This window comes from Streptomyces durmitorensis (assembly GCF_023498005.1).
Taxonomy (GTDB): domain Bacteria; phylum Actinomycetota; class Actinomycetes; order Streptomycetales; family Streptomycetaceae; genus Streptomyces; species Streptomyces durmitorensis.
Genome location: NZ_CP097289.1, coordinates 3,793,439 through 3,819,177 on the forward strand (window position 1 = coordinate 3,793,439; position 25,739 = coordinate 3,819,177).

At 70.3% G+C, this 25,739-nt stretch carries 21 protein-coding genes and 1 pseudogene; 11 read left to right on the forward strand and 11 right to left on the reverse strand.

What is annotated here, in order from left to right; genetic code table 11:
- Nucleotides 1-70: 70 nt before the first annotated feature.
- A complete protein-coding gene (locus M4V62_RS16795; RefSeq protein WP_249588076.1) occupies nucleotides 71-397 on the reverse strand; it encodes an ATP-binding protein in 327 nt (108 codons plus the stop codon).
- Between the two features lie 165 nt (nucleotides 398-562).
- Here M4V62_RS16795 and M4V62_RS43900 point away from each other — a divergent pair.
- Both M4V62_RS43900 and M4V62_RS16805 read left to right on the forward strand, forming a co-directional pair.
- Nucleotides 563-1,065 (forward strand): annotated as a pseudogene (locus M4V62_RS43900) (hypothetical protein); the annotation flags it as partial.
- Complete coding sequence (locus M4V62_RS16805; RefSeq protein WP_249588077.1) at nucleotides 1,014-2,441, forward strand: FG-GAP-like repeat-containing protein; 1,428 nt, start codon at nucleotides 1,014-1,016, stop codon at nucleotides 2,439-2,441. The pseudogene M4V62_RS43900 and the gene M4V62_RS16805, both read left to right, overlap by 52 nt.
- A 66-nt stretch (nucleotides 2,442-2,507) precedes the next feature.
- Here the strand turns inward: M4V62_RS16805 and M4V62_RS16810 are convergent, their stop codons facing one another.
- Both M4V62_RS16810 and M4V62_RS16815 read right to left on the reverse strand, forming a co-directional pair.
- Nucleotides 2,508-3,374, reverse strand: coding sequence for a trypsin-like peptidase domain-containing protein (locus tag M4V62_RS16810; RefSeq protein WP_249588078.1), 867 nt, complete (start codon nucleotides 3,372-3,374; stop codon nucleotides 2,508-2,510).
- A 143-nt stretch (nucleotides 3,375-3,517) separates the two neighbouring features.
- Nucleotides 3,518-4,351: a S1 family peptidase gene (locus M4V62_RS16815; RefSeq protein WP_249588079.1), complete on the reverse strand. Its 834-nt coding sequence runs from the start codon at nucleotides 4,349-4,351 to the stop codon at nucleotides 3,518-3,520.
- Nucleotides 4,352-4,561: 210 nt separating this feature from the next.
- Between M4V62_RS16815 and M4V62_RS16820 the strand changes: the two genes are divergently transcribed.
- The gene (locus M4V62_RS16820; RefSeq protein ID WP_249588080.1) at nucleotides 4,562-5,773 is read left to right on the forward strand and encodes a pyridoxal phosphate-dependent aminotransferase; all 1,212 of its coding nucleotides are present in this window, start codon (nucleotides 4,562-4,564) and stop codon (nucleotides 5,771-5,773) included.
- A 104-nt stretch (nucleotides 5,774-5,877) separates the two neighbouring features.
- Entirely contained in the window at nucleotides 5,878-6,288 is a 411-nt protein-coding gene (locus M4V62_RS16825) for an SCO4983 family protein (RefSeq protein WP_249588081.1), read from the forward strand.
- 139 nt (nucleotides 6,289-6,427) lie between these two features.
- On the opposite strand, the gene M4V62_RS16830 is transcribed toward M4V62_RS16825, so the two are convergent.
- Both M4V62_RS16830 and M4V62_RS16835 read right to left on the reverse strand, forming a co-directional pair.
- The gene (locus tag M4V62_RS16830) at nucleotides 6,428-8,140 is read right to left on the reverse strand and encodes a YncE family protein (protein WP_249592870.1); all 1,713 of its coding nucleotides are present in this window, start codon (nucleotides 8,138-8,140) and stop codon (nucleotides 6,428-6,430) included.
- Nucleotides 8,141-8,356: 216 nt separating this feature from the next.
- On the reverse strand, nucleotides 8,357-10,201 hold the full coding sequence (locus M4V62_RS16835) for a phosphoenolpyruvate carboxykinase (GTP) (protein ID WP_249588082.1): 1,845 nt from the start codon (nucleotides 10,199-10,201) through the stop codon (nucleotides 8,357-8,359).
- Nucleotides 10,202-10,510: 309 nt separating this feature from the next.
- Here M4V62_RS16835 and trhA point away from each other — a divergent pair, with 309 nt between their 5' ends.
- The 4 genes from trhA to M4V62_RS16855 all read left to right on the forward strand — a co-directional run bounded on the left by trhA (nucleotide 10,511) and on the right by M4V62_RS16855 (nucleotide 14,396).
- On the forward strand, nucleotides 10,511-11,233 hold the full coding sequence (gene trhA, locus M4V62_RS16840) for a PAQR family membrane homeostasis protein TrhA (protein ID WP_249588083.1): 723 nt from the start codon (nucleotides 10,511-10,513) through the stop codon (nucleotides 11,231-11,233).
- Between the two features lie 135 nt (nucleotides 11,234-11,368).
- Nucleotides 11,369-12,928 carry an MFS transporter gene (locus tag M4V62_RS16845; RefSeq protein ID WP_249588084.1) on the forward strand — a complete coding sequence of 520 codons (1,560 nt, stop codon included), beginning with the start codon at nucleotides 11,369-11,371 and terminating at the stop codon, nucleotides 12,926-12,928.
- 5 nt (nucleotides 12,929-12,933) lie between these two features.
- The gene (locus tag M4V62_RS16850) at nucleotides 12,934-13,578 is read left to right on the forward strand and encodes a TetR/AcrR family transcriptional regulator (protein ID WP_486388574.1); all 645 of its coding nucleotides are present in this window, start codon (nucleotides 12,934-12,936) and stop codon (nucleotides 13,576-13,578) included.
- Nucleotides 13,579-13,619: 41 nt separating this feature from the next.
- Complete coding sequence (locus tag M4V62_RS16855; protein ID WP_249588086.1) at nucleotides 13,620-14,396, forward strand: Mut7-C ubiquitin/RNAse domain-containing protein; 777 nt, start codon at nucleotides 13,620-13,622, stop codon at nucleotides 14,394-14,396.
- A gap of 180 nt (nucleotides 14,397-14,576) precedes the next feature.
- Here the strand turns inward: M4V62_RS16855 and M4V62_RS16860 are convergent, their stop codons facing one another.
- On the reverse strand, nucleotides 14,577-16,598 hold the full coding sequence (locus tag M4V62_RS16860; protein WP_249588087.1) for a thioredoxin domain-containing protein: 2,022 nt from the start codon (nucleotides 16,596-16,598) through the stop codon (nucleotides 14,577-14,579).
- Nucleotides 16,599-16,766: 168 nt separating this feature from the next.
- Between M4V62_RS16860 and M4V62_RS16865 the strand changes: the two genes are divergently transcribed.
- Complete coding sequence (locus M4V62_RS16865) at nucleotides 16,767-19,961, forward strand: tetratricopeptide repeat protein (RefSeq protein WP_249588088.1); 3,195 nt, start codon at nucleotides 16,767-16,769, stop codon at nucleotides 19,959-19,961.
- On the opposite strand, the gene M4V62_RS16870 is transcribed toward M4V62_RS16865, so the two are convergent.
- Entirely contained in the window at nucleotides 19,958-20,215 is a 258-nt protein-coding gene (locus M4V62_RS16870) for a hypothetical protein (protein ID WP_249588089.1), read from the reverse strand. The two genes, M4V62_RS16865 and M4V62_RS16870, sit on opposite strands and share 4 nt — an antisense overlap.
- Complete coding sequence (mca, locus tag M4V62_RS16875; protein ID WP_249588090.1) at nucleotides 20,208-21,089, reverse strand: mycothiol conjugate amidase Mca; 882 nt, start codon at nucleotides 21,087-21,089, stop codon at nucleotides 20,208-20,210. Before mca ends, M4V62_RS16870 begins: the two co-directional genes overlap by 8 nt.
- A gap of 113 nt (nucleotides 21,090-21,202) precedes the next feature.
- On the opposite strand from mca, the gene M4V62_RS16880 reads away from it, so the two are divergent.
- Both M4V62_RS16880 and greA read left to right on the forward strand, forming a co-directional pair.
- Nucleotides 21,203-21,610 carry a DUF4307 domain-containing protein gene (locus M4V62_RS16880; RefSeq protein ID WP_249588091.1) on the forward strand — a complete coding sequence of 136 codons (408 nt, stop codon included), beginning with the start codon at nucleotides 21,203-21,205 and terminating at the stop codon, nucleotides 21,608-21,610.
- Between the two features lie 211 nt (nucleotides 21,611-21,821).
- Nucleotides 21,822-22,319: a transcription elongation factor GreA gene (gene greA / locus M4V62_RS16885; protein WP_249588092.1), complete on the forward strand. Its 498-nt coding sequence runs from the start codon at nucleotides 21,822-21,824 to the stop codon at nucleotides 22,317-22,319.
- Nucleotides 22,320-22,389: 70 nt separating this feature from the next.
- Here the strand turns inward: greA and M4V62_RS16890 are convergent, their stop codons facing one another.
- The 3 genes from M4V62_RS16890 to ilvA all read right to left on the reverse strand — a co-directional run bounded on the left by M4V62_RS16890 (nucleotide 22,390) and on the right by ilvA (nucleotide 25,723).
- Nucleotides 22,390-23,256, reverse strand: a complete 867-nt coding sequence (locus M4V62_RS16890) for an ABC transporter permease (RefSeq protein WP_249588093.1) — start codon at nucleotides 23,254-23,256, stop codon at nucleotides 22,390-22,392.
- The gene (locus tag M4V62_RS16895; RefSeq protein ID WP_249588094.1) at nucleotides 23,253-24,260 is read right to left on the reverse strand and encodes an ATP-binding cassette domain-containing protein; all 1,008 of its coding nucleotides are present in this window, start codon (nucleotides 24,258-24,260) and stop codon (nucleotides 23,253-23,255) included. The genes M4V62_RS16890 and M4V62_RS16895 overlap by 4 nt, the downstream gene beginning before the upstream one ends.
- 233 nt (nucleotides 24,261-24,493) lie before the next feature.
- Nucleotides 24,494-25,723 carry a threonine ammonia-lyase gene (ilvA, locus tag M4V62_RS16900; protein WP_249588095.1) on the reverse strand — a complete coding sequence of 410 codons (1,230 nt, stop codon included), beginning with the start codon at nucleotides 25,721-25,723 and terminating at the stop codon, nucleotides 24,494-24,496.
- Between the last annotated feature and the right edge of the window lie 16 nt (nucleotides 25,724-25,739).

Here is a 25,739-nt window from a genome sequence, read left to right on the forward strand (position 1 = left end):
GCACTCGATGTCGTCCTGCTCCATACCGGTGCGCTCGGCGAGCTGTGCCGAACTCAGTACGCGGGCTACCTCACGCGCGGCACAGCGCCAGCTCGATCCACACCGTCTTGCCGATCCCGTACGGCCGGGGGTGCGACCCCCACGCGTCGGCCAGCAGCTCCACCAGGGCAAGCCCCCGCCCCGACTCGTCGTCCGGCCCCGCCGGAACCCGCCCGTGCCGTACGGCATTGGTCATCAGCTCACTGAGCAGCAGTACGGCGGTGTCCGCCACGTCGTTCGGGACCTTCCAGGCGCGCGCCTGCTCGGCCAGCAGTGACCGTGCCCTGCCGACACTGCGCGGCCCGCGCGGCAGCCGCCAGGCAATCTCCCTCGGCAGAGGGGAAGTTGCGCGTTCCATGCCTCATACGCTGAGGGGCGGTCGCTATGACCGAGGTGAACTCCCAGCCGGTGAGATGTGCGATGCGCATGGGTTGTTGCTGTCTGCACAGGACTATCTGAAGCCGGAGCCGTTTCCGGCGCGGTCGCAAGAATTCATGCAGGCGGAGGCCGAGGCCATCGCCATCCATCGGAGGCGTACGACACGCTCGCCCGGCTCGGGGCGGCCGACAACCGGCTGACGCTCTCGGCGGCCGAGTGCGCCGCCCTCGAAGAGCTCGCCGCCCAGTGGCTCGCGCGCGGGGTCACGCCCGAGGGGCTCGTGCGCGCCCTCACCGCCGGGCTGCCGGAGCAGGTGCACTCCCCCGGCGCCTTCGTCCGCCGCAGGTCACCGCACGGCGTCAGGTCCTCGTGGAGTGCACGGGCTGCGGCGTGCCGGGCCTCCCCGAAAGGCTGCCGGACGGGCTCTGCAAGCCGGGGACAAGGCGGCGGCAGCGGGATGGCGAAGGGCCCCGCCGCCGCGCTGCCGAGTGGCGGCGCTCAGAAGCCGTACGAGTCTTCCACCCGTCTCGTACAACTCTTCGACTCCCTGGAGTGTCTATGGCACCGTCCAGCACAGCTCCAAGGAGTGAACCTTCATGCCCCTGCCTTTCCGCACTGTCGTTGCCACCGCGGCCGTCTCCGCGCTGACCGGCGGTCTGTTGGTCGTCGGCCCAGTGGCGTCGGCCGCCGCCGCTCCTGCCAAGCTCGCCGACGACTTCAACGGCGACGGGCACCGGGACATCGCGGTCGGCGCGCCGTACAAGACCGTCGGCGGGGCGGAGGCCGCGGGTGAGGTGGTCGTGGCCTTCGGGACGGCCGACGGCCTGGCCACCACCGTCAAGGCCTCTCTCACTCAGAGCTCCGCGGGAGTGCCGGGCACGCCGGAGGACAGTGACCACTTCGGGATGTCGATCGCCAGCGGCGACCTCGACGGTGACGGGTACGCGGACCTCGTCGTGGGCGCCGACGGTGAGGACGTGGGGGCCTATGAGGGCCAGGGCAGCGTCACCATCCTGTGGGGCGGCACCAAGCCGTTCACCACCAGCACCACCACCACTGTGGAGAATCCGGAGCAGTGGCAGGCCCACGGCTGGGACGTCGCGGTGGGGGACTTCACCGGCGACAGCGGCGCGGACCTCGCGGTGATCGAGCCGGGAGCGGTCGTCGTGTACAAGGGCGGCCTCGCCCGGGGCAGCAACCCGGTCCCTGCGTACACCCTGTCGGCCTCCAGTGCGGGCCTGCGGTTCTCGGAGGCCGCCGTGGGCGACGTCAACGGGGACGGCAAGGACGACCTGGCGGTGACCGGCGATGCCGGTACCGGACGTCCGGGCACCGCCGTCTTCACGGGCCAGGAGGGCAGTCCGAACCGCATTCAGCGCGTGGACGACGGCAACACCGCCGTCGCGCTCGGTGACATCAACGGCGACGGCTTCGACGACATGGCCACGTCCCTGACCTGGCCCGACTTCTTCTCCGTCGAAGACCCCAGCAACGGCTCCGGCTACGTCACCGTCCGCCTCGGCAGCAGCACGGGCTTCGGTGAGCCGGTGACCCTGCACCAGAACAGCACTGGCGTGCCCGGCGCCAACGAGGACGGTGACAACTGGGGAGCCTCGGTGGCGATCGGTGACGTCACCGGCGACGGCAAGGCCGAACTGGTGGTCGGCGCCAACGGCGAACAGCTCGGCGACCTGGACAACGCCGGCGACGTGACCGTGTTCCGAGGTTCCGCCTCCGGTGTCTCGCAGTCCGGGGTCGTGCGCATTTCCCAGGACACCGCCGGAGTTCCGGGCGCCGCCGAGGCCGGGGACCTCTTCGGCGCGCAGGTCCGTATCGCCGACTACGACAAGAACGGCAAGGGCGACCTGGCGGTGACCGCCTCCTTCGAGAACGACCGCAGCGGTGGCCTGTGGACCCTGCCGGGCTCGTCGTCCGGCCTCACCGGTACCGGTTCCAAGTCCCTCAGCTCGGCCGAGTTCGGCCTCGCGACCGGCTCGCGGTTCGGCGAGACCCTCCAGGACTGACGACGGCCCCCATCCCCGTCTCCGTGACGGGGATGGGGGCCGCGTGCGCCGGGCGGGGCGAACTCGCTACCTCTGGGCAGCGGCCGGTCGCGGCAGCTTGCAGCCCTTGCGGGTGAGGTCGATCTTGCTGTCGTGGGTGACGCAGGGGACGATTCCGTACGTCTGCTGGGCGTAGTTGATGCCCTTGCGGACCGTCACCTTGCCGTTTCGGTCGACCTCGCACGGGTTGTTGAGGGTGCAGCGCTCGCCGTCCTCGTTCCCGGTGTTGTTGACTGCGGTGACCTTGCCGGTCTTGTGGTCGATCACCGGTGAGCCGGACGTGCCGCCGATGGTCTGGCACTCGGGGGTGTAGCGGACGGAGTCCTTCCAGGTCCACTCGCCCTCCTTGAGGCGGTACGCGAACCCGTCGATCTTGCAGGTGTACGTCTCTTTCCAGTACCCCGAGACGACAGTGATGGCCCGCTTCTTGACCGGGTGGGCGTCCTCGATCTCCAGCGCCTTGATGCCGTACTTCTTCTTGATGTCGGCGTAGCTGGTGGTGAGTTGGTACAGCGAGATGTCCGTGTCGGTCATCGTCGCGTACGAGATCTTGCTCGCCGTGAGTGTCGCCTTCTCCGCGCCCTTCGCGTCCAGGAGCTTGAAGGTGCGGGTGGACGGCTGGTCGACTATGACCTCGCCCGCCGCCGGGAAGCCGCTCTCCAGGCAGTGGCCGTTGGAGAGGACGAGCGCGGGGTCGTCCGCCTTCGACTGCGGCATGCGGACGACGGAGCCCGAACAGTTGCTGAGCGCGACGGTCCCCGCGAAGTCGACGCCCTTCTTCGCGGCCTCCCCCGCCGCCGTCGAGGGTGCGCTGTCCGGAGCCGCGACCGAAGGCGCGGAGCCGAACCCTACGAGGGTGAGGGCGAGTAATCCGCCCGCGAGAGCCTTCTTCATGTGTGGAGCCCCCCTTGCAGCTGTGCCCTGTGTGGTTGTCATGGGCATTCTTCGGGGGCTCGCGGATCAGGAACAAGGGGTGAGAACCCTTGCATTTCGGTGGGGCCACCCCGCTCGGGGCGGCCCCACTCTTGCCCGGAGCCTTACGGCTTGGGGAGCGCGCAGCCCTCACGGCTCAGGTCGATCTTGTTGCCGGGTGCCACGCACGGCACGATCCCGTACGTCTGCTGCGCGTAGTTGATGCCCTTGCGGACCGTCACCTTGCCGCTCTCGTCGACCTCGCACGGGTTGTTGTCCGTGCACTCCTCGCCGCTCTCGTTGCCGGTGTTGTTGACGGCGACGACTTTGCCGGTCGCGTCATCGATCACCGGGGAGCCCGAAGTGCCGCCGATGGTCTGGCAGTCGGGGGTGTAGCGGACCGAGTCCTTCCAGGTCCAGTTCCCCTCCTTGAGGCGGTAGGCGAAGCCGTCGATGCTGCACTTGTACATCTTCTTCCAGTAGCCGGAGGCGACGGTGATCGCCTTGCCCTGCTCCGGGTGCGCCGCGTTCAGCTCAAGGGCCTTGATGCCGAACTCGCTCTCGATCTCGCTGTAGGTGCTGGTGAGTTCGTAGAGCGAGAGGTCCGTGTCCGTCATCGTGCCGTAGGCGATCTTGCTCGCCTTGACCGTGCCGGCGTCACCGCCGCTGGAGTCGAGGAGGGTGAAGCTGCGCGACGACGGCTTGTCGAGGACGACCTCACCGGGCGCCGGGAAGCCTGCCTCCAGGCAGTGGCCGTTGGACATCACGAGCGCGGGGTCGTCCGGCTTCGAGTCCGCCACGCGGACGACGGAGCCGGAACAGTTGCTCAGCGCCACGGTGCCCGCGAAGTCAACTGCCTTGGCCTTGGCGGGCCGTTCGTCGCTGACGGCCGTCGCGGGCGCCGCCGTCGCTCCGAGGAGCAGGGCGGAGAAGCACGCGGCGACGAGAGGCTTGTTCATGTGGGGGGTCCCCTCTGATGACTGTGTGACCGAAGTTGCTTCGGTTTTGTCATGCGCATTGTTGAGGTACTCGGCCGCGAGGACAAGACCGCATCCGGACACGGCTGACCGCTGACAGGACGGTCCGGATGCCGCGCGGGGCGCCGCCGCGTGCCCTACGTGGCGCAAAACACGAGGCAGGTCTCGTTACGCGCCCGTAAGCTCGCGGACATGCAGGTCATCCAGTCGACGAAGCTCGCCAACGTCTGTTACGAGATCCGGGGCCCGGTGCTCGAGGAGGCGATGCGGCTGGAAGCTGCGGGCCACCGCATCCTCAAGCTCAACACCGGCAACCCCGCGGCCTTCGGGTTCGAGTGCCCTCCCGAGATCCTGGAGGACGTCCTCCGCAACGTCGGCGACGCGCACGGATACGGGGACGCGAAGGGCCTGCTCGCCGCCCGCCGCGCGGTGGTCATGCACAACCAGACCCTGGGCATCGAGACGGACGTCGAGCACGTCTTCATCGGCAACGGCGTCTCCGAGCTCATCGTCATGGCCATGCAGGGCCTGCTCGACGACGGCGACGAGGTACTCGTACCGGCGCCGGACTATCCGCTGTGGACGGCCGCGGTCTCGCTCTCCGGCGGCACGGCCGTGCACTACCGCTGCGACGAGCAGGCGGACTGGATGCCGGACCTCGCCGACATCGAGCGCAAGGTGACCGACCGCACCAAGGCGCTCGTGATCATCAACCCGAACAATCCGACGGGCGCCGTGTACAGCGAGGACATGCTGCGCGGCCTCACCGACATCGCACGGCGCCACAATCTCCTGGTCTGCTCGGACGAGATCTACGACAAGATCCTCTACGACGACGCGGTCCACACCCCCACCGCCGCCATCGCCCCCGACCTGCTCACCCTCACCTTCAACGGCATGTCGAAGGCGTACCGCGTGGCCGGTTACCGCGTCGGCTGGGTGGCGATCTCCGGGCCGAAGGCGCACGCGTCCTCGTACATCGAGGGCCTGACGATCCTCGCGAACATGCGCCTGTGCGCGAACATGCCCGGCCAGCACGGCGTGGTCGCGGCGCTCAGCGGACGGCAGACCATCAACGACCTCGTCCTGCCGGGCGGGCGCCTGGTGGAGCAGCGCGACACCGCGTACGACCTGCTTACGCAGATCCCCGGCGTGAGCTGCGTGAAGCCCAAGGGGTCGCTCTACCTCTTCCCGCGGCTCGACCCGAAGGTCTTCAAGATCAAGGACGACCGCCAGATGGTGCTCGACCTGCTCCGCGCCGAGAAGATCATGGTCGTCCACGGCACGGGCTTCAACTGGCCGGAGCCGGATCACTTCCGGGTGGTCACGCTGCCCACGACGACGGATCTGACCGAGGCCGTCACCCGGATCGGGAACTTCCTGGACGGCTACAGCCAGCCCTAGTCCCGGGATCAGCCCCGGGATCAGCCCCGGGATCAGCCCCGGCTCAACTTTAGACTGAATCTAATGTAGGATGGCTTTCAAGCTACCCGCCAGGAGGCCATCCCATGTACGAGCCGATCCGCACCAAGTCGGTCCATGCCATGGCCGACCCGGGCGACTTCCCGCACCGCTCCCGCGAGGAGGAGCTGGACATCCAGCTCGCCGCGCATCTGGCCGCGCTCCTCGCCGTCACGGACGAGTTGCGCGCCCTCGCGCCCGGCGCCGACCTCGACGACGCCGCCGAGCAGCTGGCGTCCGAGGTGGCCCGGCTGCGCGGAGGCCTCACGCCCGTCCGCTCGGCCGTGGTGACCGCGATCCACGAACCGCACCTCACCGCCCTGCACCAGCGCGCCCATGCCCTCGCGGGCCGCGCCCTGGTGGTGGCGGCGTCCCGCGCTGACACGGCGGCGGCGATTCTCGCTGCGCGGCGCATGGATGCGCATGAGGGCGCTGCCCGCCTTGTGGGCGCCCTCTGAGCTGCCGCTGAGGCTGCTTGCGCGGCCGCGGGTGCGCCGTGGCTGGGCGCGCAGTTCCCCGCGCCCCTTCGGGGGCGCGGCCATGAACGGCCCCGGTCCGAAGGCCCTGAGGTCTTCGGACCGGGAGCCATCTACCCGGCTAGCTGATCACCCGTACCGTCGCCTCGGCCGACGAGCCCGTGTGCAGCGCGTCGCCCTCGTAGCTCACCGCGTAGACCGTCCTGCCCCTCTTGCTCGGCAGGTCCCTGACCTTGAACGTGCCGTCGGCCGCGACCGATGCCGAGGTCAGCTCGCCCGTCGTGCCGAACCGGTCGGTCCGCGTCACCTTCAAGCTGATCCCGGACGGCAGCGCACGCCCCTGCCCGGTCAGCTTGCCGGTGATCTCGACGCCGCCCGCGCGCGTCGCCTCGGCGGGCGCCGTCAGCTCGATCGCCGTGGCCGCCTTCGCGACGTCCACGGTGACCGTGACGTCCTCGGCGGGGCGGTGCGTGACATCGCCGAGGAACCGCAGCGTGTACGTCGCCTCGCCCAGCCGGTCCGGCACGTCCAGGACGGTGAAGCTGCCGTCCGCCGCGACCTTGGCCGCCGCCACGTCCGTCGTGCCGTCCGCGTCCTTGCGGACCGCCTCCACCTTCACCGGCTCCGCGGGCGCGGGCCCGTCCAGCTCCAACTTGCCGCGGATACCGAGGGGTTCACCGACCACGGGCTTAGCGGGCGTGGTGCTGAGCGTGCCCGAGAAGCGCGAGTCGTACTGGGCCGCCGGCGGCTTGATGACGTGCAGCCAGTGGCTGCTGCCGCCGTCCGAGGTCACCGCGAAGAGCCGCGAGCCGTCCTTGGCCCAGCCAAGGCCCTGCGGCACGACCCGCGAGCCGTCGAGCTCCCCCTCGAAGGCGAACTCGATCGGGGTGGTGCCGTCCGCCGGGTCGGCGGGCTGGATCAGCAGATCGGAGGTGCTGCCGGACGCGACCGCGCCCCGCGCCACGTACTTCCCGTCGCCGCTGAACGCCACCGCCGACGCCTTCGCGCCCTCGGCCAGGGGCTGGTACGCCGCCGGGGCGTCCGACAGATCGGCGGCGTCGAGCAGCCGGGTGCCGTACGCGGCGTCCGCGACGGCGATCCGCTTGCCGTCGGCGCTCTGGGCGATGTCCTTCAGGTCCAGGGCGCCCTTGCCCTCGGCGTCCGCGAAGCGCCGCTGGGGCCCGCGCACCAGGGTCTCGCCGCTCGCGTCGAAGGTGGTGAGGAACGCGTTGGCCTCGTTGCCCGCGCCCGCCTGCCCCATCACGAGCCGGTCGGGCGCCTCTGGGCCGGCCTCCAGCCTCAGCCGTCCCTGGCTGCTCCAGCCGGTGTTGACGAACGATGTGTCCTTGACGCCGTACAGGTCCGCGGCGTTGTCGGGCCGGTCGCAGTACGAGCCGGTGTACGGCGTCTCCGTGAACCACGTCTTGCCGCCCGCCACGGCCACGTCCCGGCCGCACTCGACGTCGTAGGGCGTGTAGGACGCGCCGCTCTTGGTCTGCGTCGCCGTGTCGAACGCCACGATCCGGTTGGACACCGACACGTTCAGCGTCGCGCCGTCCGCGCTGAGCGCCATGCCGGAGGCCGGCTGGTCGGTGGCGAGTGAACCCACCCGCTGGCCCTCGAAGTTGTAGACCCAGACCTGGCTGGCGCCGCTGCTCTTTCGTCCGTCGGTGACATAGACACGCTCGTGCGCGTTGTCGACCACCATCGCCCCGAACGTGGAGATCGGCAGCTTGGCCGCCTCGTCCGAGGGCGTGGCGGCGTACGCGGCGGGTGTGCCGACGGCGACGAGGCCCGCCGAGCCGAGCACCACCGCGAGCGCGGCGCCCGTCACACGTCTCAACCGCTGAGAGTTCTTCAACTTGGCCCCCCACAGGCTGTGTTGACGGCCGCAGCAAATCGGCGGGCCGCCTTGTGGGGTCATTGAAACATGTGAGGGGCATGTGAAGGCAAGGTACCCAATATGCGGATGTAAACGGACTGACTCGCTCCTCACATGCCGGAAGACCCCGCACGCCGTTGTGCGGGGTCTTCCGGTATGCGCGGTACGTCAGCCGAGACGCTGCACCAGGGCGCGGTACTCGTCCCACAGCTCCTTGGGCGTGTGGTCGCCGAAGGTGTTCAGGTGCTCGGGGATCAGCGAGGCCTCGTCGCGCCAGACCTCCTTGTCGACCGTGAGCAGGAACTCCAGGTCGGCGGCGGGCAGTTCGAGCCCTTCCGTGTCCAGCGAGTCGGCCGTCGGCAGGATGCCGATGGGGGTCTCGACGCCCTCGGCCCTGCCGTCGAGGCGGTCGACGATCCACTTCAGGACGCGGCTGTTCTCACCGAAGCCGGGCCACACGAACTTGCCCTCCGCGTTCTTGCGGAACCAGTTCACGTAGTAGATCTTCGGGAGCTTCGACTGGTCGGGCTTGTCCGCGCCGACCTTGACCCAGTGGGCCATGTAGTCGCCCATGTTGTAGCCGCAGAACGGCAGCATGGCGAACGGGTCGCGGCGCAGCTCGCCGACCTTGCCCTCGGCGGCCGCGGTCTTCTCGGACGCGACGTTCGCACCGAGGAAGACACCGTGCTGCCAGTTGAAGGACTCCGTCACCAGCGGCACCGCGCTGGCGCGACGGCCGCCGAAGAGGATCGCCGAGATCGGCACGCCCTTGGGGTCCTCCCACTCGGGCGCGATGATCGGGCACTGCGAGGCGGGGGTGGTGAAGCGCGCGTTCGGGTGCGCGGCCGGGACACCCGACTCGGGGGTCCAGTCGTTGCCCTTCCAGTCGGTGAGGTGGGCGGGAGTCTCCTCCGTCATGCCCTCCCACCAGACGTCGTTGTCGTCGGTGAGCGCGACGTTCGTGAAGACCGAGTTGCCCCACAGGGTCTTCATGGCGTTGGCGTTGGTGTGCTCGCCGGTGCCGGGCGCGACGCCGAAGAAACCGGCCTCGGGGTTGATCGCGTAGAGCCGGCCGTCCTCGCCGAAGCGCATCCAGGCGATGTCGTCACCGATGGTCTCGACCGTCCAGCCGCGGACCGTCGGCTCCAGCATGGCGAGGTTCGTCTTGCCACAGGCGCTCGGGAACGCGGCCGCGACGTACTTGCTCTCGCCCTGCGGGGGCGTGAGCTTGAGGATCAGCATGTGCTCGGCCAGCCAGCCCTCGTCGCGCGCCATGACGGAGGCGATGCGCAGGGCGTAGCACTTCTTGCCGAGCAGGGCGTTGCCGCCGTAGCCCGAGCCGTACGACCAGATCTCGCGGTCCTCGGGGAAGTGCGAGATGTACTTGGTGGAGTTGCAGGGCCACGGCACGTCGGCCTCGCCCGCTTCGAGCGGCGCGCCGAGCGTGTGGACGGCCTTGACGAAGAAGCCGTCCTCGCCGAGCTCGTCCAGGACCGCCTGGCCCATGCGGGTCATGGTGCGCATGGAGACGGCGACGTACGCGGAGTCGGTGATCTCGACGCCGATGGCGGAAAGCGGCGAGCCGACCGGGCCCATGCAGAAGGGCACGACGTACATCGTGCGACCGCGCATCGAGCCGCGGAAGACGCCCTTCTCGCCCGCGAAGATCTCCCGCATCTCGGCGGGGGCCTTCCAGTGGTTGGTCGGGCCCGCGTCCTCCTCCTTCTCGGAGCAGATGAAGGTGCGGTCCTCGACGCGCGCGACGTCGGTCGGGTCGGAGGCCGCGTAGTACGAGTTCGGGCGCTTGATCGGGTCGAGCTTCTTGAAGGTGCCCTTGGCGACGAGCTCCTCGCACAGGCGCTCGTACTCAGCCTCGGATCCGTCACACCAGACCACGCTGTCCGGCTGCGTCAGTTCGGCGATCTCGCTCACCCAGGAGACGAGGTCCTGGTGGTTGGTGGGAACGGTGCCCAGGGGCTCAGAGAGAAGGGGAGCCGCGATGTCGCGCGCCACGATTGCTCCTATACGGGGGGTTTATAGGTTTGTTGCCCCGTGGGGGCTGCGACCCGGACGCTTCACGTGTTGATCCCTCTGGCGCTCATCCGGTGCCGACCGCACTCATTTGATCATCCGACGCTTCTGCGCATATGTCCAGAGGGCCTCCCACATGAGCGGCGTGAGCATCGCCACTCGCTCGGGCGGCCTCCCGTGCGCGAATCCGTCACTTGTACGCTCGGGTATCACCGTGAGCATCGCCACTTGTGGGCCACGGTTCCCCATGACTGATGCCTAACTTACGGTTGCGTAGGTACGATTCTCCTCATGACCGCTCCCGTCCCTGACGCGATCACGAACACCCAGGACACCAGCCGCGACCCGGCCTCCGGCTCCGACTCGTCCATGCTCGAAGAAGTGAAGCCGAAGATGCGCGGCTGGCTGCACGCGGGCATGTTCCCCGCGGTGCTCGTCTCCGGCATCGCGCTCCTGGCGCTCACGGATTCCACGCGCGCGCGGATCGCCTGCGGGATCTACGTCCTGACGGCGTGCCTGCTCTTCGGAGTGAGCGCGATCTACCACCGGGGCACCTGGAGTCCGCGCGCGGACGGCGTGCTGCGCAGACTCGACCACGCGAACATCTTCCTGATCATCGCGGGCACGTACACCCCGCTGACGATGCTGCTCCTGCCCGACTCCAAGGGGCAGTGGCTGCTCTGGGGCGTCTGGGGCGCGGCGGTGGCAGGCATCCTCTTCCGGGTCTTCTGGGTCGGCGCGCCCCGCTGGCTCTACACCCCCTGCTACATCGCGATGGGCTGGGCCGCGGTCTTCTTCCTGCCCGACTTCCTGCGGGCGGGCGGCGTCGCCGTCCTGGTCCTGGTGATCGTGGGCGGGCTGCTCTACAGCGCGGGCGGCGTGATCTACGGAATCAAGCGCCCCAACCCCTCCCCGCGCTTCTTCGGCTTCCATGAGGTCTTCCACTCCCTGACGCTGGCCGCCTTCGCGGTGCACTACGTGGGGATCTCGCTGGTGGCTTACGGACACGGATAAGCACACCCGCTCTCTTCATGGCCGCGGCTTTCGAGCCGCGGCCATTTGCGTTCGTCGATGGCCCCGCCTCGACGGTCCCGCCTCGACGGTCCCACATCTTGACGGTGACTACCTTTTGAGAGCTACTCTCAATTCATGGCCACTGTCACAAGCTCGTCTGCCGCGCAACGGCAGGACCCCCGCCGCTGGTGGGCGCTCGCCGCCCTGGTCGCGAGCATGCTCGTGCTCGGTTTCGACATGACGATCCTCAACGTCGCCCTGCCGACGATGGCCGGACAGCTGGACGCGAGCACGGGCGAGCAACAGTGGATGGCGGACGCGTACGTCGTCGTCTTCGCGGCCCTGATGCTTCCGGCCGGGCTGCTCGGCGACCGGTTCGGGCGCCGCAGGATGCTGATCACCGGGCTCGGGATCTTCCTGGTGGGCTCGTTGATCGGCACCCTGGTCGACTCCGTCGAGCTGGTCGTCGTGGCACGGGCGGTCATGGGCATGGGCGGCGCGCTCGTCATGCCCCTCGCCCTGGCCGTGCTGCCCGCCCTCTTCGCCCCCGGCGAGCGGACCAAGGCCATCGGCATCGTCTCGGCGGCCTCCGCGCTCGGCGCGCCGCTCGGACCGATCGTCGGCGGCTGGCTCCTCGACCACTTCTGGTGGGGCTCGATCTTCCTGATCAACGTCCCGATGGTCGCGATCGGCATCACGGCCTGCGTCTTCCTGCTCCCGGAGACGACCGACCCGTCGTCCCCCAAGGTCGACGTCGCCTCCACCGCGCTCACCGCGGCCGGGCTCGGCGCGCTCATCTACGCGATCATCGAAGCGCCCGTACGCGGCTGGGGCGACCCCCTGATCCTCTCCATGTTCGGCGGCGCGCTCGCCCTGATCGCCGCGCTCGTCCTGCGGGAACGGAACATGCCGCGCCCGATGCTCGACATGTCGCTGCTCCGCAACCGCGGCTTCCTGCTCAACACGCTCGCGGCGACGCTCGTCATGTTCGTCCTGTCGGGCCTGATGTTCGTGCTCCCGCAGTATCTCCAGGCGGTCCTGGGGCACGACGCCTTCGGCACGGGCGTGCGGATGCTGCCGATGATGGGCGGACTCCTCGTCGCGGCGAAGTGCGCGGAGCCCGTCGTACGCCGCTTCGGCCCGCGCTCGGTGATCAGCTGCGGGCTCGTCGTGCTCGCCTTCGCGGCGATCCTCGGCAGCCGTACGACGATCGAGTCCGGCTACGGCTTCACCGCGCTGTGGCTCACCATCGCCGGACTCGGCTTCGGCTTCGCCGTCGTGCCGGCCATGGACTCGGCCCTCGGCGCGCTCCCCGTGGAGCGTGCGGGATCGGGCACGGGGCTCCTCATGACCGTGCGCCAGGTGGGCAGCGCCATCGGAATCGCGCTCCTCGGCTCCCTGCTCTCCAGCGTGTACGTCGACCGCCTCGACACCGCCAGGATCCCGGACGCGGCGGCGGACGCCGCGGGCGAGTCGGTGGTGGCCGCCCACGCGGTCGCCGAACGGCTGGGGGTCTCGAAGCTCGCCGACTCCGCCGACGAGGCGTACATCGACGGCATGGTGACGGTCCTCCTCGTCAGCGGTATCGCGGCGCTGGTGACAGCACTGCTGGTCGCGGCGCTGCTGCCGAAGGCGACTCCCGCGCCGCCGGACGCCGCCGACATGGCACGGCGGGCGACGGATGCCCGACAATGAGCGCCATGACGGCCGCACGTACCTCCGCTTCCTCGCACGGTCCCCAGCTGGGACAGCTGGGGCTGCGCGAACGGAAGAAACTGAAGACCCGCATCGCGATCCGTGAGGCCACGTACCGGCTGATCAACGAACAGGGCTACGACGCGACGACGGTCGAGCAGATCGCCGAGGCCGCCGAGGTGTCGCCGTCGACCGTCTTCCGGTACTTCCCGACCAAGGAGGACATCGTCCTCACCGACGAGTACGACCCGCTGCTCGAGGAGGAGCTGCGGGCGCGCCCCGCGGACGAGCCGATCGTGGAGTCCCTGCGGCACGTGCTGCGCAGGGCGGTGGGCCTCGGGTTCACCGAGGAGCCGGAGGTCTCGCGCCTGCGTACCCGCCTGATGATCGAGGTCCCGGCCGTGCGCTCCCGGATGCTGGAGAGCATGTCGGTCACCGGCCGGATGCTCTGCCGCGTCATCGCGGAACGCACCGGCCGCGACCCGGGTGAGCTGGAGGTCCGGGTGTTCTCCATGGGCCTGATCGGCGCGCTGACGGAGACGGCGGCCTACTGGGCGGAGCACGGCCACCAGGACGACCTGGGCGAGCTGGTGGGCCGCACGATGGACATGCTGGCCGCCGGTTTCGCCTCCGGACCCGGGGCGCCGTAAATCGTCGGCCGTCCGCGGGCGCCCCATGCCATCCTGACCGCATGAACGGTCCGGAGATCCTCATCGACTTCGCCCCCGAGCTGGGACTCTTCGTCGCGCACGAGCGAAGGGGCGGCCCCACCAAGGCCGTTACGGACGGTGCTTCCACGCTCGGGCACGTCGTCGAGTCGCTCGGGGTGCCGCTGACGGAGGTCGGCTCGCTCGTCGTGGACGGCGCCGAGGTCCCGGTCTCGCACGTACCGTCGGCGGACGAGTCGGTGGAGGTCCGCGCCGTCCCCCGCCCACAGCCCCTCCCCGACGCACCCCTGCGCTTCCTCCTCGACGTCCATCTCGGCACGCTGGCGCGGCGGTTGCGCCTCCTGGGCGTCGACGCGGCGTACGAGAGCACGGACATCGGCGACCCCGCCCTGGCCACGCGCTCGGCCGCCGAGCGGCGGGTGCTGCTCAGCCGGGACCGGGGGCTGTTGCGGCGGCGGGAGTTGTGGGCCGGGGCGTTCGTCTACAGCGACTCGCCGGAGGAGCAACTCCGGGACGTCCTGGGCAGGTTCGCGCCTTCCTTGCGGCCCTGGACTCGCTGCACCGCGTGCAATGGCTCGCTGAGGGCGGCGAGCAAGGAGGACGTGGCGGATCGCTTGGAGGGTGGTACGCGCGGGACGTATGACGTGTTCGCGGAGTGTGGGGATTGCGGGCGGGTGTATTGGCGGGGGGCGCATCATGATCGGCTGGAGGGGATCGTGGCGCGGGCGGTGAGTGAATTCTCCCCAACCCCGCCCCTTCCCGAAAACCCGCTCTGGCGCGGGGGCCTTGGTCGCCGCTGATCACCGGCTCCGCCGAGTTCGTCCTCAAACGCCGGACGGGCTATTCCAGCCCGTCCGGCGTTTGAGGACATCTTGTCGGGGGTCCAGGGGGCGGAGCCCCATGGTTTCGGGAAGGGGCGCCCGCGCGCGGAGCGCGCTAATAGGCTCAGTGGGGAAAGCCCCGCAGGGACCGCCCTGGCCTCAGCCCGAAAGCTTCGCCGCCAGTTCCCCCACGTCAGTCGTAGGCGCGTCGCAGACGAACCGTCGGCAGACGTAAGCCGCCGGCAGCCCATCCACCAGCCCCCTCCCCGCGAGCAGCGGAAGCTCGCCGCCCGCAGGGCCGACGGCGACCACGGCCCCGGGCGCAGCCCCCAGCAGGGCGGTGCGATGCAGCTCCCCGCCGACCGCGCCGATCACCGCGACCTCACGGGGACCGTCGAGCGCGGCCTCGGCCACCGCGAGACCGTGCCCGATGAACCGCGGCGCCCGAGGCGCGAGCCCCTTGACCACCCCCAACGCCCGCTCCGCGGCGAGCCGATGCGGCTCGGCCCCGGTCTGCGCCGCGTACGAGAGCAACGCCCCCGCGGCCGCCGTCCACCCGGACGGCACCGCGTTGTCGGTGGGATCCTGCGGCCGCCGGATCAACTGCTCCGCGTCCGCGGCCGTGTCGTACAGCGAACCGGACTCCGCGTCCACGAACTGGGCGAGCACGTGGTCGAGCAGGAACCCGGCGAACTCCAGCCACACGCCCTCCCCCGTCACGGAGGCCAGCGCGAGGAACCCCTCGGCGACATCGGCGTAGTCCTCCAACACGCCCGCGTTCGCGCCCACTTGGCCGTCCTTGGACGTACGCGAGAGTCGCGCCCTGTCGTCCATGTGCAGCCGCACGAGCAGGTCACCCGCGCCCACCGCGGCCGCCACCAGGTCCGGCCGCTCGAAGTACGCCCCCACCTCCGCGAGCGCCGCGACGGCGAGCCCGTTCCAGGCGGCGACGACCTTGTCGTCACGGCCGGGCGCGGGCCGCTGCGAGCGCGCGGCGAGCAGCCGCTCCCGGATCGAGGCGAGCCGCTCGGCATCCACGTCCCCGGCCCCGCCCTCCGGGAGCTGGAGCACCGAAGCACCCTCCTCGAAGGTGCCCTCCTCCGTCACCCCGAAGTACGCGGCGGCGATCTCGGCGTCCGCGTCGCCCAGCACCTCGCGCAGCTGCTCGGGCGTCCACACGTAGTAGGCGCCCTCGACGTGCTTGCCGCTCGTGGCGTCCTCGCTGTCCGCGTCGAGCGCCGAGGAGAACCCGCCCTCGTTCGTGCGCAGTTCGCGGACCATGAAGTCCGCCGTTTCCAGGGCGACGCGTCGTGCGAGGTCGGAGCCCGTGGCCCGCCACAGGTGGGCGTACGCCCGGCAGAGCAAGGCGTTGTCGTACAGCATCTTCTCGAAGTGGGGCACGGTCCACTCCCGGTCCACGGAGTACCGCGCGAACCCGCCGCCCAGCTGGTCGTAGATCCCGCCGCGCGCCATCCGCTCGCAGGTGTCGGACGCCATTTGCAGCGCGCCCTCCGAGCCGGTGCGGGCGTAGTGCCGCAGCAGGAACTCGACGACCATGGACGGCGGGAACTTGGGCGCGCCCCCGAAGCCGCCGCGCGAGGCGTCGTAGTCCCGCGTCAGGCCGAGCAGCGCCTGCGCGAGCTCGTCCTCGCCGGGCAGTTCGTCGGCGCCGAACGCAAGCTGGCGTTCGGAGAGGTCGCGCACGATCTTCCCGGCGACCTCGGCGACCTCCTCGCGCCGGTCCGTCCAGGCGCGCCGCACCCCGTCGGCCACCTGCTGGAAGGAGGGCATGCCGTGCCGGGGCTCGGGCGGGAAGTACGTGCCGAAGTAGAAGGGCTCGGCGTCGGGCGTCAGGAAGACCGTCATGGGCCAGCCGCCCTGGCCTGTCGCGGCCTGCACGGCCTCCATGTAGACGGCGTCGATGTCGGGCCGCTCCTCGCGGTCGACCTTGACGTTGACGAAGTGCGCGTTCAGGAAGGCGGCGGTCTCCGCGTCCTCGAAGGACTCGTGCGCCATGACGTGACACCAGTGGCAACTGCTGTACCCCACGCTGAGCAGCACAGGGACGCCTCGCTCCCGCGCCTGCGCGAAGGCCTCCGCCGACCAGGGCCACCAGTCGACGGGGTTGTCGGCGTGCTGAAGAAGATAGGGGGACGTCTCATGGGCCAGTCGGTTCGGCATGCCCTCCATCCTCGCGCACACGGAAGGGCGCCGCGCAGGTGCCACGGGTTCGCGGCGAGCCGCGCCCCGGGGACGCTTCCACGTGATCCGCGGACTCCCTCGCGCCGGAGCCCCGTACGCAGGACACTTGTGACCGCAGGCGACTATTGCTCTCGGAGGGGGACCCATATGCGGGACAGCCATCGGGCCGAAGCCGAGCGGCTGTTGGTGCGGGCCGTGGAAGAAGAGGTGCGGCGCTCCGGTGGGCGGATCGACGGGGGTGTGCTGCTCTCCCGGGCCCGGAGTGCGCTGGATGCCATGGGGCAGACCGCCGACGAGGAGTACGTGGCCTATACGCAGGCCGTCGACGAGGCGGAGGCCGGGCAGCTCTCCTTCGGGCAGCGGTATGCCAAGGAAGGGGCGGGAACTCCCCTGCTCGTGGCCGTCGTTGCGGCCGTGGGCGCGTGCCTGGCCGACCTGGCGCTCGGGACCGAGGTCTCGACCGCCCTGAGCGCGGGCGCCGCCGTCGGCGTCGTCGGCGCGGCCACCACCGTGGTCAAGGTCACCGCCCACCACGTGCCCGCGGCCAGCCGCCGCGCCGGTGCGATCAGCCAGCCGGGCGGGCCCGAGCAGCTGCGGCTGCAGTGGCTGACGGCCCTTGAGGTGCGGGGCATCCGGCCCTTCATCGAACAGCAGCGGGTGCTTCAGGCCTCCTCCGGCAAGAAGAAGGCCTCGCCCCAGCTGCGGGGCACGGACAAGAGCGCGGCCGCGCGCAGGCGCACCGTACTTGAGCAGTCCTTCACCCAACTCCCCGAGCCCGAGGGTCCGTTCACCGGGCGCCGCCCCGAGCTCGCCCGCGTCGCCCAGTGGGTGCACGCCGCGCGGGCCAGCACCGAGACCCGGCCCACCGTCGTCGTGCTGCACGGCGCGCCCGGCTCCGGGCGCTCCTCGCTCGCCGTCCGCGCGGCGCACGATCTGCGGGACCAGTTCCGGGGCGCCTGCGTCGTCGACCTGCGGGGCGAGAGCTCCCAGCCGCTGTCCACGCGGGACGCGCTCCTGCATCTGCTGAATCGATTGGGCGCCCCGCGCGAGCAGTTGCTGTTCCGGGAGCGTTCCTCCCAGGAGCAGCAGGTCAAGCGGCTCAGCGAGCTCTACCACCAGCATCTGACCGGCCTCGCGGTGACCGTCGTGCTCGACGACGCGAGCGACCCGGAGCAGGTCCGCATCCTCGTGCCCGAGCGCTCCGACAGCCTCGTCCTCGTCACCTCCCGCAAGCCCGTCGAGCTGCCCGCCGACCTCCCCGCCTGGGTGCACCAGCTGCCGGTGGAGCCGCTGGACGCGGCGGGCTCGGAGGAGCTGCTGCGGGAGGCCGCAGAGGACGCCTCCGGGCCCTACGACGCCGAATCCGCCGACGCCGTGCGGGAGTTGTGCGGCGGCCTGCCGCTCGCCCTGCGCGTCGCCGGGTCCTCGATCGGCGCGCGCACGACACGCCGGCTCGCCTCGGATCTCGCCGCGTACGGCCCCGTGGAGCCCGTCGAACGCGTCCTGTGGCTGCGCTACACCGACCAGACCGAGCCCGCCCGGCGCCTCCTGCGCAGGCTCGCGCTCGCCGGCCGCGCGTCCCTGGGGGCGGCGGCCGCCGCCGCGCTGCTCGGCGCCGACGAGACGGAGGCGGCCCGCCAGCTGTCCGCGCTCTCGCGCGCGGGCCTCGTCGACCACGTGCGCGGCAGCCGCTACCGCCTGCACGATCTCGTACGCGCCTTCGCGCTCGCCCGGCTCATCGACGAGGAGGAGCCCGCCGAGCGCACGGCCGCCCAGGAGCGGCTCATCGTCAGCTACAGCGAGCTCGCCGGATCGGTGATCCGCCTGGTCGACGGCAAGATGTCGACGCGGGCCGGGCAGTTCGACCGGCACGGCTTCGCCTCACTCGAAGCGGCCCTGCGCTGGCTCGACGACGAGTCGAGCTTCATCACGGCGACACTGCGGCACGCGGAGGGCGTGGACCAGGAGGCGGTGCTCCATCTCCTCGGCGCGCTGTGCGACTACTGCCTGCTGCGCGGCGACCTCTACCGCCTGGGCGAGATCAGCGAACTGACGCAGGCCGTCGACCAGGGGCTGCTCGTACGGAGCGTGCAGTGGCGCACGGGCATCGCCTCCCGTCAGCTCGGCGAGCTGGACCAGGCGCGCACGACCCTGACGTCGGTCGTGGACCTGTACATGGAGGCCCACCAGGACGCGGGCGCCGCCCTGGCCCTGTGCTCGCTGGGGATCACGCTGCACCACCAGGGCAATCTGACGGAGGCCTCGGCCCGGCTGCACGAGGCCCTCGACCTCCAGGCCCCCGACGAACTCGCCGGTGACCGCGCCTGGACGATGCACGCCCTCGCCGCGGTGGAGCGCGACCGCGCCAACCTCAACGAGGCGCTGCGGCTCCTGGAGGACTCCCTCGCCCTGCACCGCGAGAACGACTCCCTGCACGGCGAGGCCTGGGCGCACTTCCAGCTCGGCCAGCTCTTCCTGCGCATGGGCGACGTACCGCGCGCGGAGGAGCAGCTGCGGGGCGCCCTCGATCTGTACGGGCGCACGCGCGACGGCCGTGGCGAGGCCTGGGCCCTGACGCAGCTGGCGCGGGCCCGCCTGGTGGACGGCGACGCGTCGGCCGCGGTCGACGGGCTGCGCCAAGCGGTGTCCCGGCACCGTGACAACGAGGACGCGCGCGGTGAGGCGTGGAGCGCCTACTACCTGGGCCAGGCCCTGGAGGAGGCGGGCAGCCTGGACCAGGCGGTGCGCGAGCTGGAGCGCTCGCGGACGATGTTCTCGCGGATGCGGGACGTGTACGGCCTGGCCTGCGCGCGGCACCACTCGGCACGGGTGACCCGCGACCAGCGCGCCGCCCAGACGGGCTCGCTGCGCAACTCCGGCTTCGCCCGCCAGCTCCTGGTGGACGCCCGCGCCGACTTCCAGCGCATCGGCGTCGCGCACGGCGAGGCCTGGACCTGCCTGGAGCTCGCGGTCGTGGACGCGGGGAACACCCGCGGCCAGCAGGCGCTCGCCCTGTGCGACGAGGCCGCCGCGCTGTTCGCCTCGTACGGAGACCGCCGTGGCGAGGACTGGGCCCGCTTCCTGCGCTGCACCCTGCTGCCGTACGCGTCGCCCGGCGGCTGGGAGATCGGCACCGCCGTCGCCCAGGAGGAGCTCAGCCAGCTGGCCCGCGCCTCTCACCCGACGCGCGACGGCAAGCTGGACGACTACATGGAGGCGTACGCCCTGCTCATGGAGCGGGGCGCCGACCTGGAGACCGGCTGGCAGGCCTGGCGCCTGGGCATGGTGCCGAACCGTCACTCCCGCGAGGTGATGGGAGTGACGGTGGCGAAGGCGGGCTAGCCCTTGGTGGCCTCGGCCCCGGCGGTCTTCGCCTCGCCGGATGGGGACTCCGCGGAGTCCGAGGACTCCGCGGGTTCCTTGAAGTCGACCTTCCGCATGTGCTTGTTCATCGACTTCATCAGACCCCAGACGGCGAGAGCCATCACCGCGAAGACGATGAAGCCGAGAACACCCGGAGTCACCTTGTCATCGTCGACCTCTTTGGCGAGAGGGACGAGATGCGTCATTGCCAGATGTGCGTTCACGCTAGGCATTGTCGCGGATGCCCGCAAAGAGGTCGTCCTCGGGGAGGGATGTATCGACGAGCGACTTCGCGAGCTCGTACTCCTCCGTGGGCCAGACCTCCTTCTGGAGCTCCATCGGCACCCGGAACCAGCCGCCCTCGGGGTCGATCTGCGTGGCGTGCGCGATCAGCGCGCGGTCGCGGACCTCGTAGAAGTCGGCGCAGGGAACATGCGTGGTCAGGGTGCGCTCGACCCGCTCGAACTCGTCCCACCGCTTGAGCCAGTCCCCGTAGGGCGACTCCATGCCCTTGTCGAGCATCGCCTGGTGCAGCGCCTCGGTGCGCGGCCGGTTGAAGCCCTGGTTGTAGTAGAGCTTCTGCGGCTGGTAGACGGGCCCGTACTCGCTCTCGGGGTACTTCTCGGCGTCCGCCGCACCATCGAACGCCACCATCGTGATCTTGTGGGTCATGATGTGGTCGGGGTGCGGATAGCCGCCGTTCTCGTCGTACGTCGTGATGACCTGCGGACGGAAGGAACGGATCTGGCGGACCAGCTCACCGGCCGCCTTGTCGACGTCCTCCAGGGCGAAGCAGCCCTCGGGCAGCGGCGGCAGCGGGTCGCCCTCGGGCAGACCCGAGTCGACGAAGCCGAGCCAGTCCTGCTTGACGCCGAGGATCTCGCGCGCCTCGTCCATCTCCTTCCTGCGCACCTCGTGGATGTTCTCCTCGATGTACTTGTCCCCCTGGAGCTTGGGGTTGAGGATGTCGCCGCGCTCCCCGCCCGTGCAGGTCACGACATGCACGTCCACCCCCTCGGACACGTACTTGGCCATGGTGGCCGCGCCCTTCGACGACTCGTCGTCGGGGTGGGCGTGCACGGCCATCAGTCGCAGCTGCTCAGTCAAGACTCGATCCTCAGTGATCTGGCGCCCTCGGTCATTCGGCGCAATGTGCGGCTTCTATAGTGACGGAACCGGGGGGCGGAAAATTCCGGCATCCCCTTTCCTGGAGGACGATCATGACCGCCGTGAGCGAGAAGGCCCCCGAGGGGCGATACGGCCACTCGCGCTCGGCCGATGAGCGCGCGGACCACAAGCTCAAGATCGCCGGTGGCGTCCTCGGTGTGCTCTTCCTCCTGATGGTCGGCTGGTTCGGATACGACTACGTCTCCGGCACGAAGATCAGCGGCGAAGTGATCAAGTTCAGCGTCGTCTCGGACAGTGCGGTCGAGGTGCACCTGGAGGTGCGCAAGGACGCCGACGCGAACGGCTACTGCACCCTGCGTTCACAGGCCGAGGACGGTGAAGAGGTGGGCCGCAGGGACTTCCGCTTCGACCAGGACACCGGCCGGATCGACAAGGTCCTCACGCTGCGCACGAAGGCCCGCGGGACGAGCGCGGAGCTCCTCGGCTGCCACTCGGGCTGACGCGGGCCGCCTTCGGGGCGCCCCTCGCGTCCCACCGGTCGCCCGACGCCACCGGGGTACCGGCCCTCACCTGCGTTGACGTATTTCTGATGGCTTATGTCCTCCCCCTCAGGCGCCTGAATTGTTAGGCTCGTGGTTTCGCCCACCCGTTAGGGAACATCCTTCTGGGTAGGGCGATGCTTTGTATTCCCAGTACCTACGAGGAGCACCTGTGACCCAGACCAGCGAAAACGTCACCTGGCTGACCCAGGAGGCGTACAACCAGCTCAAGGCCGAGCTGGAGTACCTGTCTGGTCCTGCGCGCACCGAGATCGCTACGAAGATCGCGGCGGCACGTGAGGAGGGCGACCTGCGCGAGAACGGCGGGTACCACGCGGCCAAGGAGGAGCAGGGCAAGCAGGAGCTCCGCGTCCGCCAGCTGACCCAGCTCCTGGAGCACGCGAAGGTCGGCGAGGCGCCGGCCGCGGACGGCGCGGTCGCGCCCGGCATGGTCGTGACGATCGCCTTCGACGGCGACGAGGACGACACCCTGGCGTTCCTGCTCGCCTCGCGCGAGTACGCGAGCAGCGACATCGAGACGTATTCGCCGCAGTCCCCGCTCGGCAGCGGCGTGAACGGCAAGAAGATCGGCGAGGACGCGCAGTACGAACTGCCGAACGGCAAGCTCGCCTCGGTCAAGATCCTTGAGGCGAAGCCCTACCAGGCCTGAGGCCCCCTGCGTCGGCCACGCGAAAGGCCCCCCGCGCATCGAGCGCGGGGGGCCTTTCGCATGCCCGGACTCAGGCCGCCCGGCGGTACTTGCGGACCGCGAGCGTGCGGAACACCAGGATGATCAGCACGGACCAGATCAGCGACGCCCAGACGGGGTGCTCCATCGGCCAGGCTCCGGTGACCGACTTCGGGACGCCCTCGATCGTGTTGCCGAACAGCTCTCGGGCCGCCGCCACCGTGGCGCTGAAGGGGTTCCATTCGGCGACGTACTGAAGGAACTTCGGCATGCCGTTGACCGGCACGAACGCGTTCGAGATGAACGTCAGCGGGAACAGCCAGATCAGCCCTCCCGAGGTCGCCGCCTCGGGGGTCCGCACGGACAGGCCGATCAGTGCGCCGATCCAGGTGAACGCATACCCGAGGAGCAGGAGCAGGCCGAAGCCCGCGAGCACCTCGCCGATGCTCTCGTGCGTGCGCCAGCCGACGATCAGGGCCACCACCGCGAGCACGGCCAGGGTCACGGCCGTCTGCACCAGATCCGCGAGGGTGCGACCGGTCAGCACGGCGCCCCGCGCCATCGGCAGCGACCGGAAGCGGTCGATCAGCCCCTTGTGCATGTCGTCGGCGATGCCCGCGCCCGCGCCCGCCGTGGCGAACGTGACGGTCTGCGCGAAGATGCCCGCCATCAGGAATTCCTTGTACGCGCTCGCGCTTCCGGCGGGGGCGCCCGGGATGTTGATGGAGCCACCGAAGACGTACGTGAACAGCACCACGAACATCACCGGCTGGATGACCCCGAAGAGGATCATCTCGGGGATCCTGGTCATGCGGATCAGGTTCCTGCGGGCCACGACCAGCGAGTCCCTGCCCGACTGGACGATGCCGCCCTTGGGGCGGGGCGCCAGGAGCTGTCGCGTGTCCGATGCAGCGCTCACTTGTCGGTCTCCTTCTCGCCCGTGCCCTCGTCGTCCGCCGTCTCGCCGTTCGTCTCGTCCTTCAGCTCGGCGACGTGGCCCGTCAGCGAGATGAAGACGTCGTCCAGGGTCGGGCGGCGCAGCCCGATGTCGTCGATCTCGACGCCGCGGACGTCCAGCTCGCGGATGACCTCGGCGAGCAGCTTGGCGCCGCCGGAGACCGGGACCGTGAGCTTGCGGGTGTGGCTCTCGACGGCGACCTCGCCCTTGCCGAGGCCGCGCAGGACCTCCGTGGCCGGGGTGATGTGCTCGCGCTCGTGCACCACGACCTCGACGCGCTCGCCGCCGGTCTGCGCCTTGAGCTGGTCGGAGGTGCCGCGCGCGATGACCCGGCCGTGGTCGATGACGCAGATGTCGTGCGCCAGGTGGTCGGCCTCTTCGAGGTACTGGGTGGTGAGCAGCAGGGTCGTGCCGCCCGACACCAGCTCCTGGATGACCTCCCAGAGCTGCTGGCGGTTGCGCGGGTCCAGGCCCGTGGTCGGCTCGTCCATGAACATCACCGGGGGCGACACGACGAGCGCCGCCGCGAGGTCGAGGCGGCGGCGCATGCCTCCCGAATACGTCTTGGAGGGGCGGTCCGCGGCATCGGCGAGGTTGAACCGGTCGAGCAGCTCGCCCGCCCTGGCCTTCGCCTCCTTGGCCTTCATCTGGTAGAGCTGGCCGACCATCTGGAGGTTCTCACGGCCCGTCAGATACTCGTCGACGGCGGCGAACTGGCCGGAGAGGCCGATCGAGCGCCGCACTTCGTTCGGATGCTTCAGCACGTCGACGCCCGCGACGACCGCCCGGCCGCTGTCCGGCGTCAGAAGCGTCGTCAGGCAGCGCACCGCCGTGGTCTTGCCCGCGCCGTTCGGCCCGAGAAGGCCGAGCACGGTGCCCTCGGGGACATCCAGATCGACGCCGTCCAGAGCCCTTACGTCGCCGAAGGTCTTCACGAGGCCTTCGGCGTAGATGGCGCCTGGCATGTGAGTTCTCCCAGTGGCTTGGGTTACCTGCTACGGAAAGATTAGATTTGCCGGGTATGACGCGCTCGATGACTGGTGACGTGAGACACACCATATCGCGATGCATCGCGTCTCTCAACGGGGTTGACGAGGGCTGTGGACAACGGTTGGCGAAGGCTGTGGACAACGCAAAATAGCGGGGAACTGCGTTGCGTGCAGGCGAATTTCGCCGCGTTCACCGCATCTGGGGGCCGTCAGCCGATGACGGTGTACCCCGCCTCGCGCAGAGCCGCGCCGACCTCCGCGCAGTGCGCGGGCCCCTTGGTCTCCAGGTGCAACTCCACCTCCACCTCAGTGAGTCCGAGGCGCGGATCGGTCCGCACATGGCCCACGTCCAGGACGTTGGCGTCGACCACCGACAACACCCCGAGGAGCGTGGCAAGCGCGCCCGGCCGGTCCGTGAGGCGCAGGCGCAGCGACAGATAGCGGCCCGCCGCCGCCATGCCGTGGCGCAGGATCCGCTGCATCAGGAGCGGGTCCACATTGCCGCCCGACAGGAGCGCGACCACCGGCCCCTCGAAGTCCCGCGGCCTGCTCAGGAGCGCCGCGACGGGGCTCGCGCCCGCGGGCTCGACGACCATCTTGGCCCGCTCCAGGCAGAGCAGCAGCGCGCTGGACAGCTCGTCCTCGGAGACGGTGACCACGTCGTCGAGCAGGTCCTCGATGATCCGGAACGGCACGTCGCCGGGGCGCCCGACCTTGATGCCGTCGGCCATCGTCGCCGGGTTCTCGATCGACACCGGGTGCCCGGCCGCGAGCGAGGGCGGGTACGCCGCCGAGCCCGCCGCCTGCACGCCGATCACCTTGACGTCAGGGCGCAGCGTCTTGACCGCCACCGCGATGCCCGCGGCGAGCCCGCCGCCGCCGACGCCGAGGACCAGGGTGCGCAGCTCGGGGCACTGCTCCAGGATCTCCAGGCCCACCGTGCCCTGCCCCGCGATGATGTCGGGGTGGTCGAAGGGGTGGATGAACACCGCGCCCGTCTCGTGCGCGTACTCCTGCGCGGCGGCCAGCGTCTCGTCGACCACCTGACCGTGCAGCCGCACCTCCGCGCCGTACTCACGGGTCGCCGCGACCTTGGGCAGCGGGGCGCCCACCGGCATGAAGACCGTGGACCGCACGCCGAGCAACGAGGACGCGAGGGCCACTCCCTGCGCGTGGTTGCCCGCGCTCGCCGCGACCACTCCGGCCGCGCGCTCCTCGGGGAGCAGGCCCGCGATCCGTACGTACGCACCGCGCAGTTTGAAGGAGCCCGTCCGCTGGAGGTTCTCGCACTTGAAGTGGACCGGCGCGCCCACCAGCTGCGACAGGTGCCTGCTGCCTTCCATCGCCGTCACCCTGGACACACCCGAGAGCATCTTCTGGGCACCGCGCACGTCGTCGAGGGTGACCGTCGGCAAGGAGTGAGGCGTGCGGTAGCTCATGACAGCCAGTCTCCCA

Coding starts and splice junctions, on each gene's coding strand:
- M4V62_RS16795 (WP_249588076.1), bottom strand. CDS start 397: ATGGAACGCGCAACTTCCCCTCTGCCGAGGGAGATTGCCTGGCGGCTG.
- M4V62_RS16805 (WP_249588077.1), top strand. CDS start 1,014: ATGCCCCTGCCTTTCCGCACTGTCGTTGCCACCGCGGCCGTCTCCGCG.
- M4V62_RS16810 (WP_249588078.1), bottom strand. CDS start 3,374: ATGAAGAAGGCTCTCGCGGGCGGATTACTCGCCCTCACCCTCGTAGGG.
- M4V62_RS16815 (WP_249588079.1), bottom strand. CDS start 4,351: ATGAACAAGCCTCTCGTCGCCGCGTGCTTCTCCGCCCTGCTCCTCGGA.
- M4V62_RS16820 (WP_249588080.1), top strand. CDS start 4,562: ATGCAGGTCATCCAGTCGACGAAGCTCGCCAACGTCTGTTACGAGATC.
- M4V62_RS16825 (WP_249588081.1), top strand. CDS start 5,878: ATGTACGAGCCGATCCGCACCAAGTCGGTCCATGCCATGGCCGACCCG.
- trhA (WP_249588083.1), top strand. CDS start 10,511: ATGACCGCTCCCGTCCCTGACGCGATCACGAACACCCAGGACACCAGC.
- M4V62_RS16845 (WP_249588084.1), top strand. CDS start 11,369: ATGGCCACTGTCACAAGCTCGTCTGCCGCGCAACGGCAGGACCCCCGC.
- M4V62_RS16850 (WP_486388574.1), top strand. CDS start 12,934: ATGACGGCCGCACGTACCTCCGCTTCCTCGCACGGTCCCCAGCTGGGA.
- M4V62_RS16855 (WP_249588086.1), top strand. CDS start 13,620: ATGAACGGTCCGGAGATCCTCATCGACTTCGCCCCCGAGCTGGGACTC.
- M4V62_RS16860 (WP_249588087.1), bottom strand. CDS start 16,598: ATGCCGAACCGACTGGCCCATGAGACGTCCCCCTATCTTCTTCAGCAC.
- M4V62_RS16865 (WP_249588088.1), top strand. CDS start 16,767: ATGCGGGACAGCCATCGGGCCGAAGCCGAGCGGCTGTTGGTGCGGGCC.
- M4V62_RS16870 (WP_249588089.1), bottom strand. CDS start 20,215: ATGCCTAGCGTGAACGCACATCTGGCAATGACGCATCTCGTCCCTCTC.
- M4V62_RS16880 (WP_249588091.1), top strand. CDS start 21,203: ATGACCGCCGTGAGCGAGAAGGCCCCCGAGGGGCGATACGGCCACTCG.
- M4V62_RS16895 (WP_249588094.1), bottom strand. CDS start 24,260: ATGCCAGGCGCCATCTACGCCGAAGGCCTCGTGAAGACCTTCGGCGAC.
- ilvA (WP_249588095.1), bottom strand. CDS start 25,723: ATGAGCTACCGCACGCCTCACTCCTTGCCGACGGTCACCCTCGACGAC.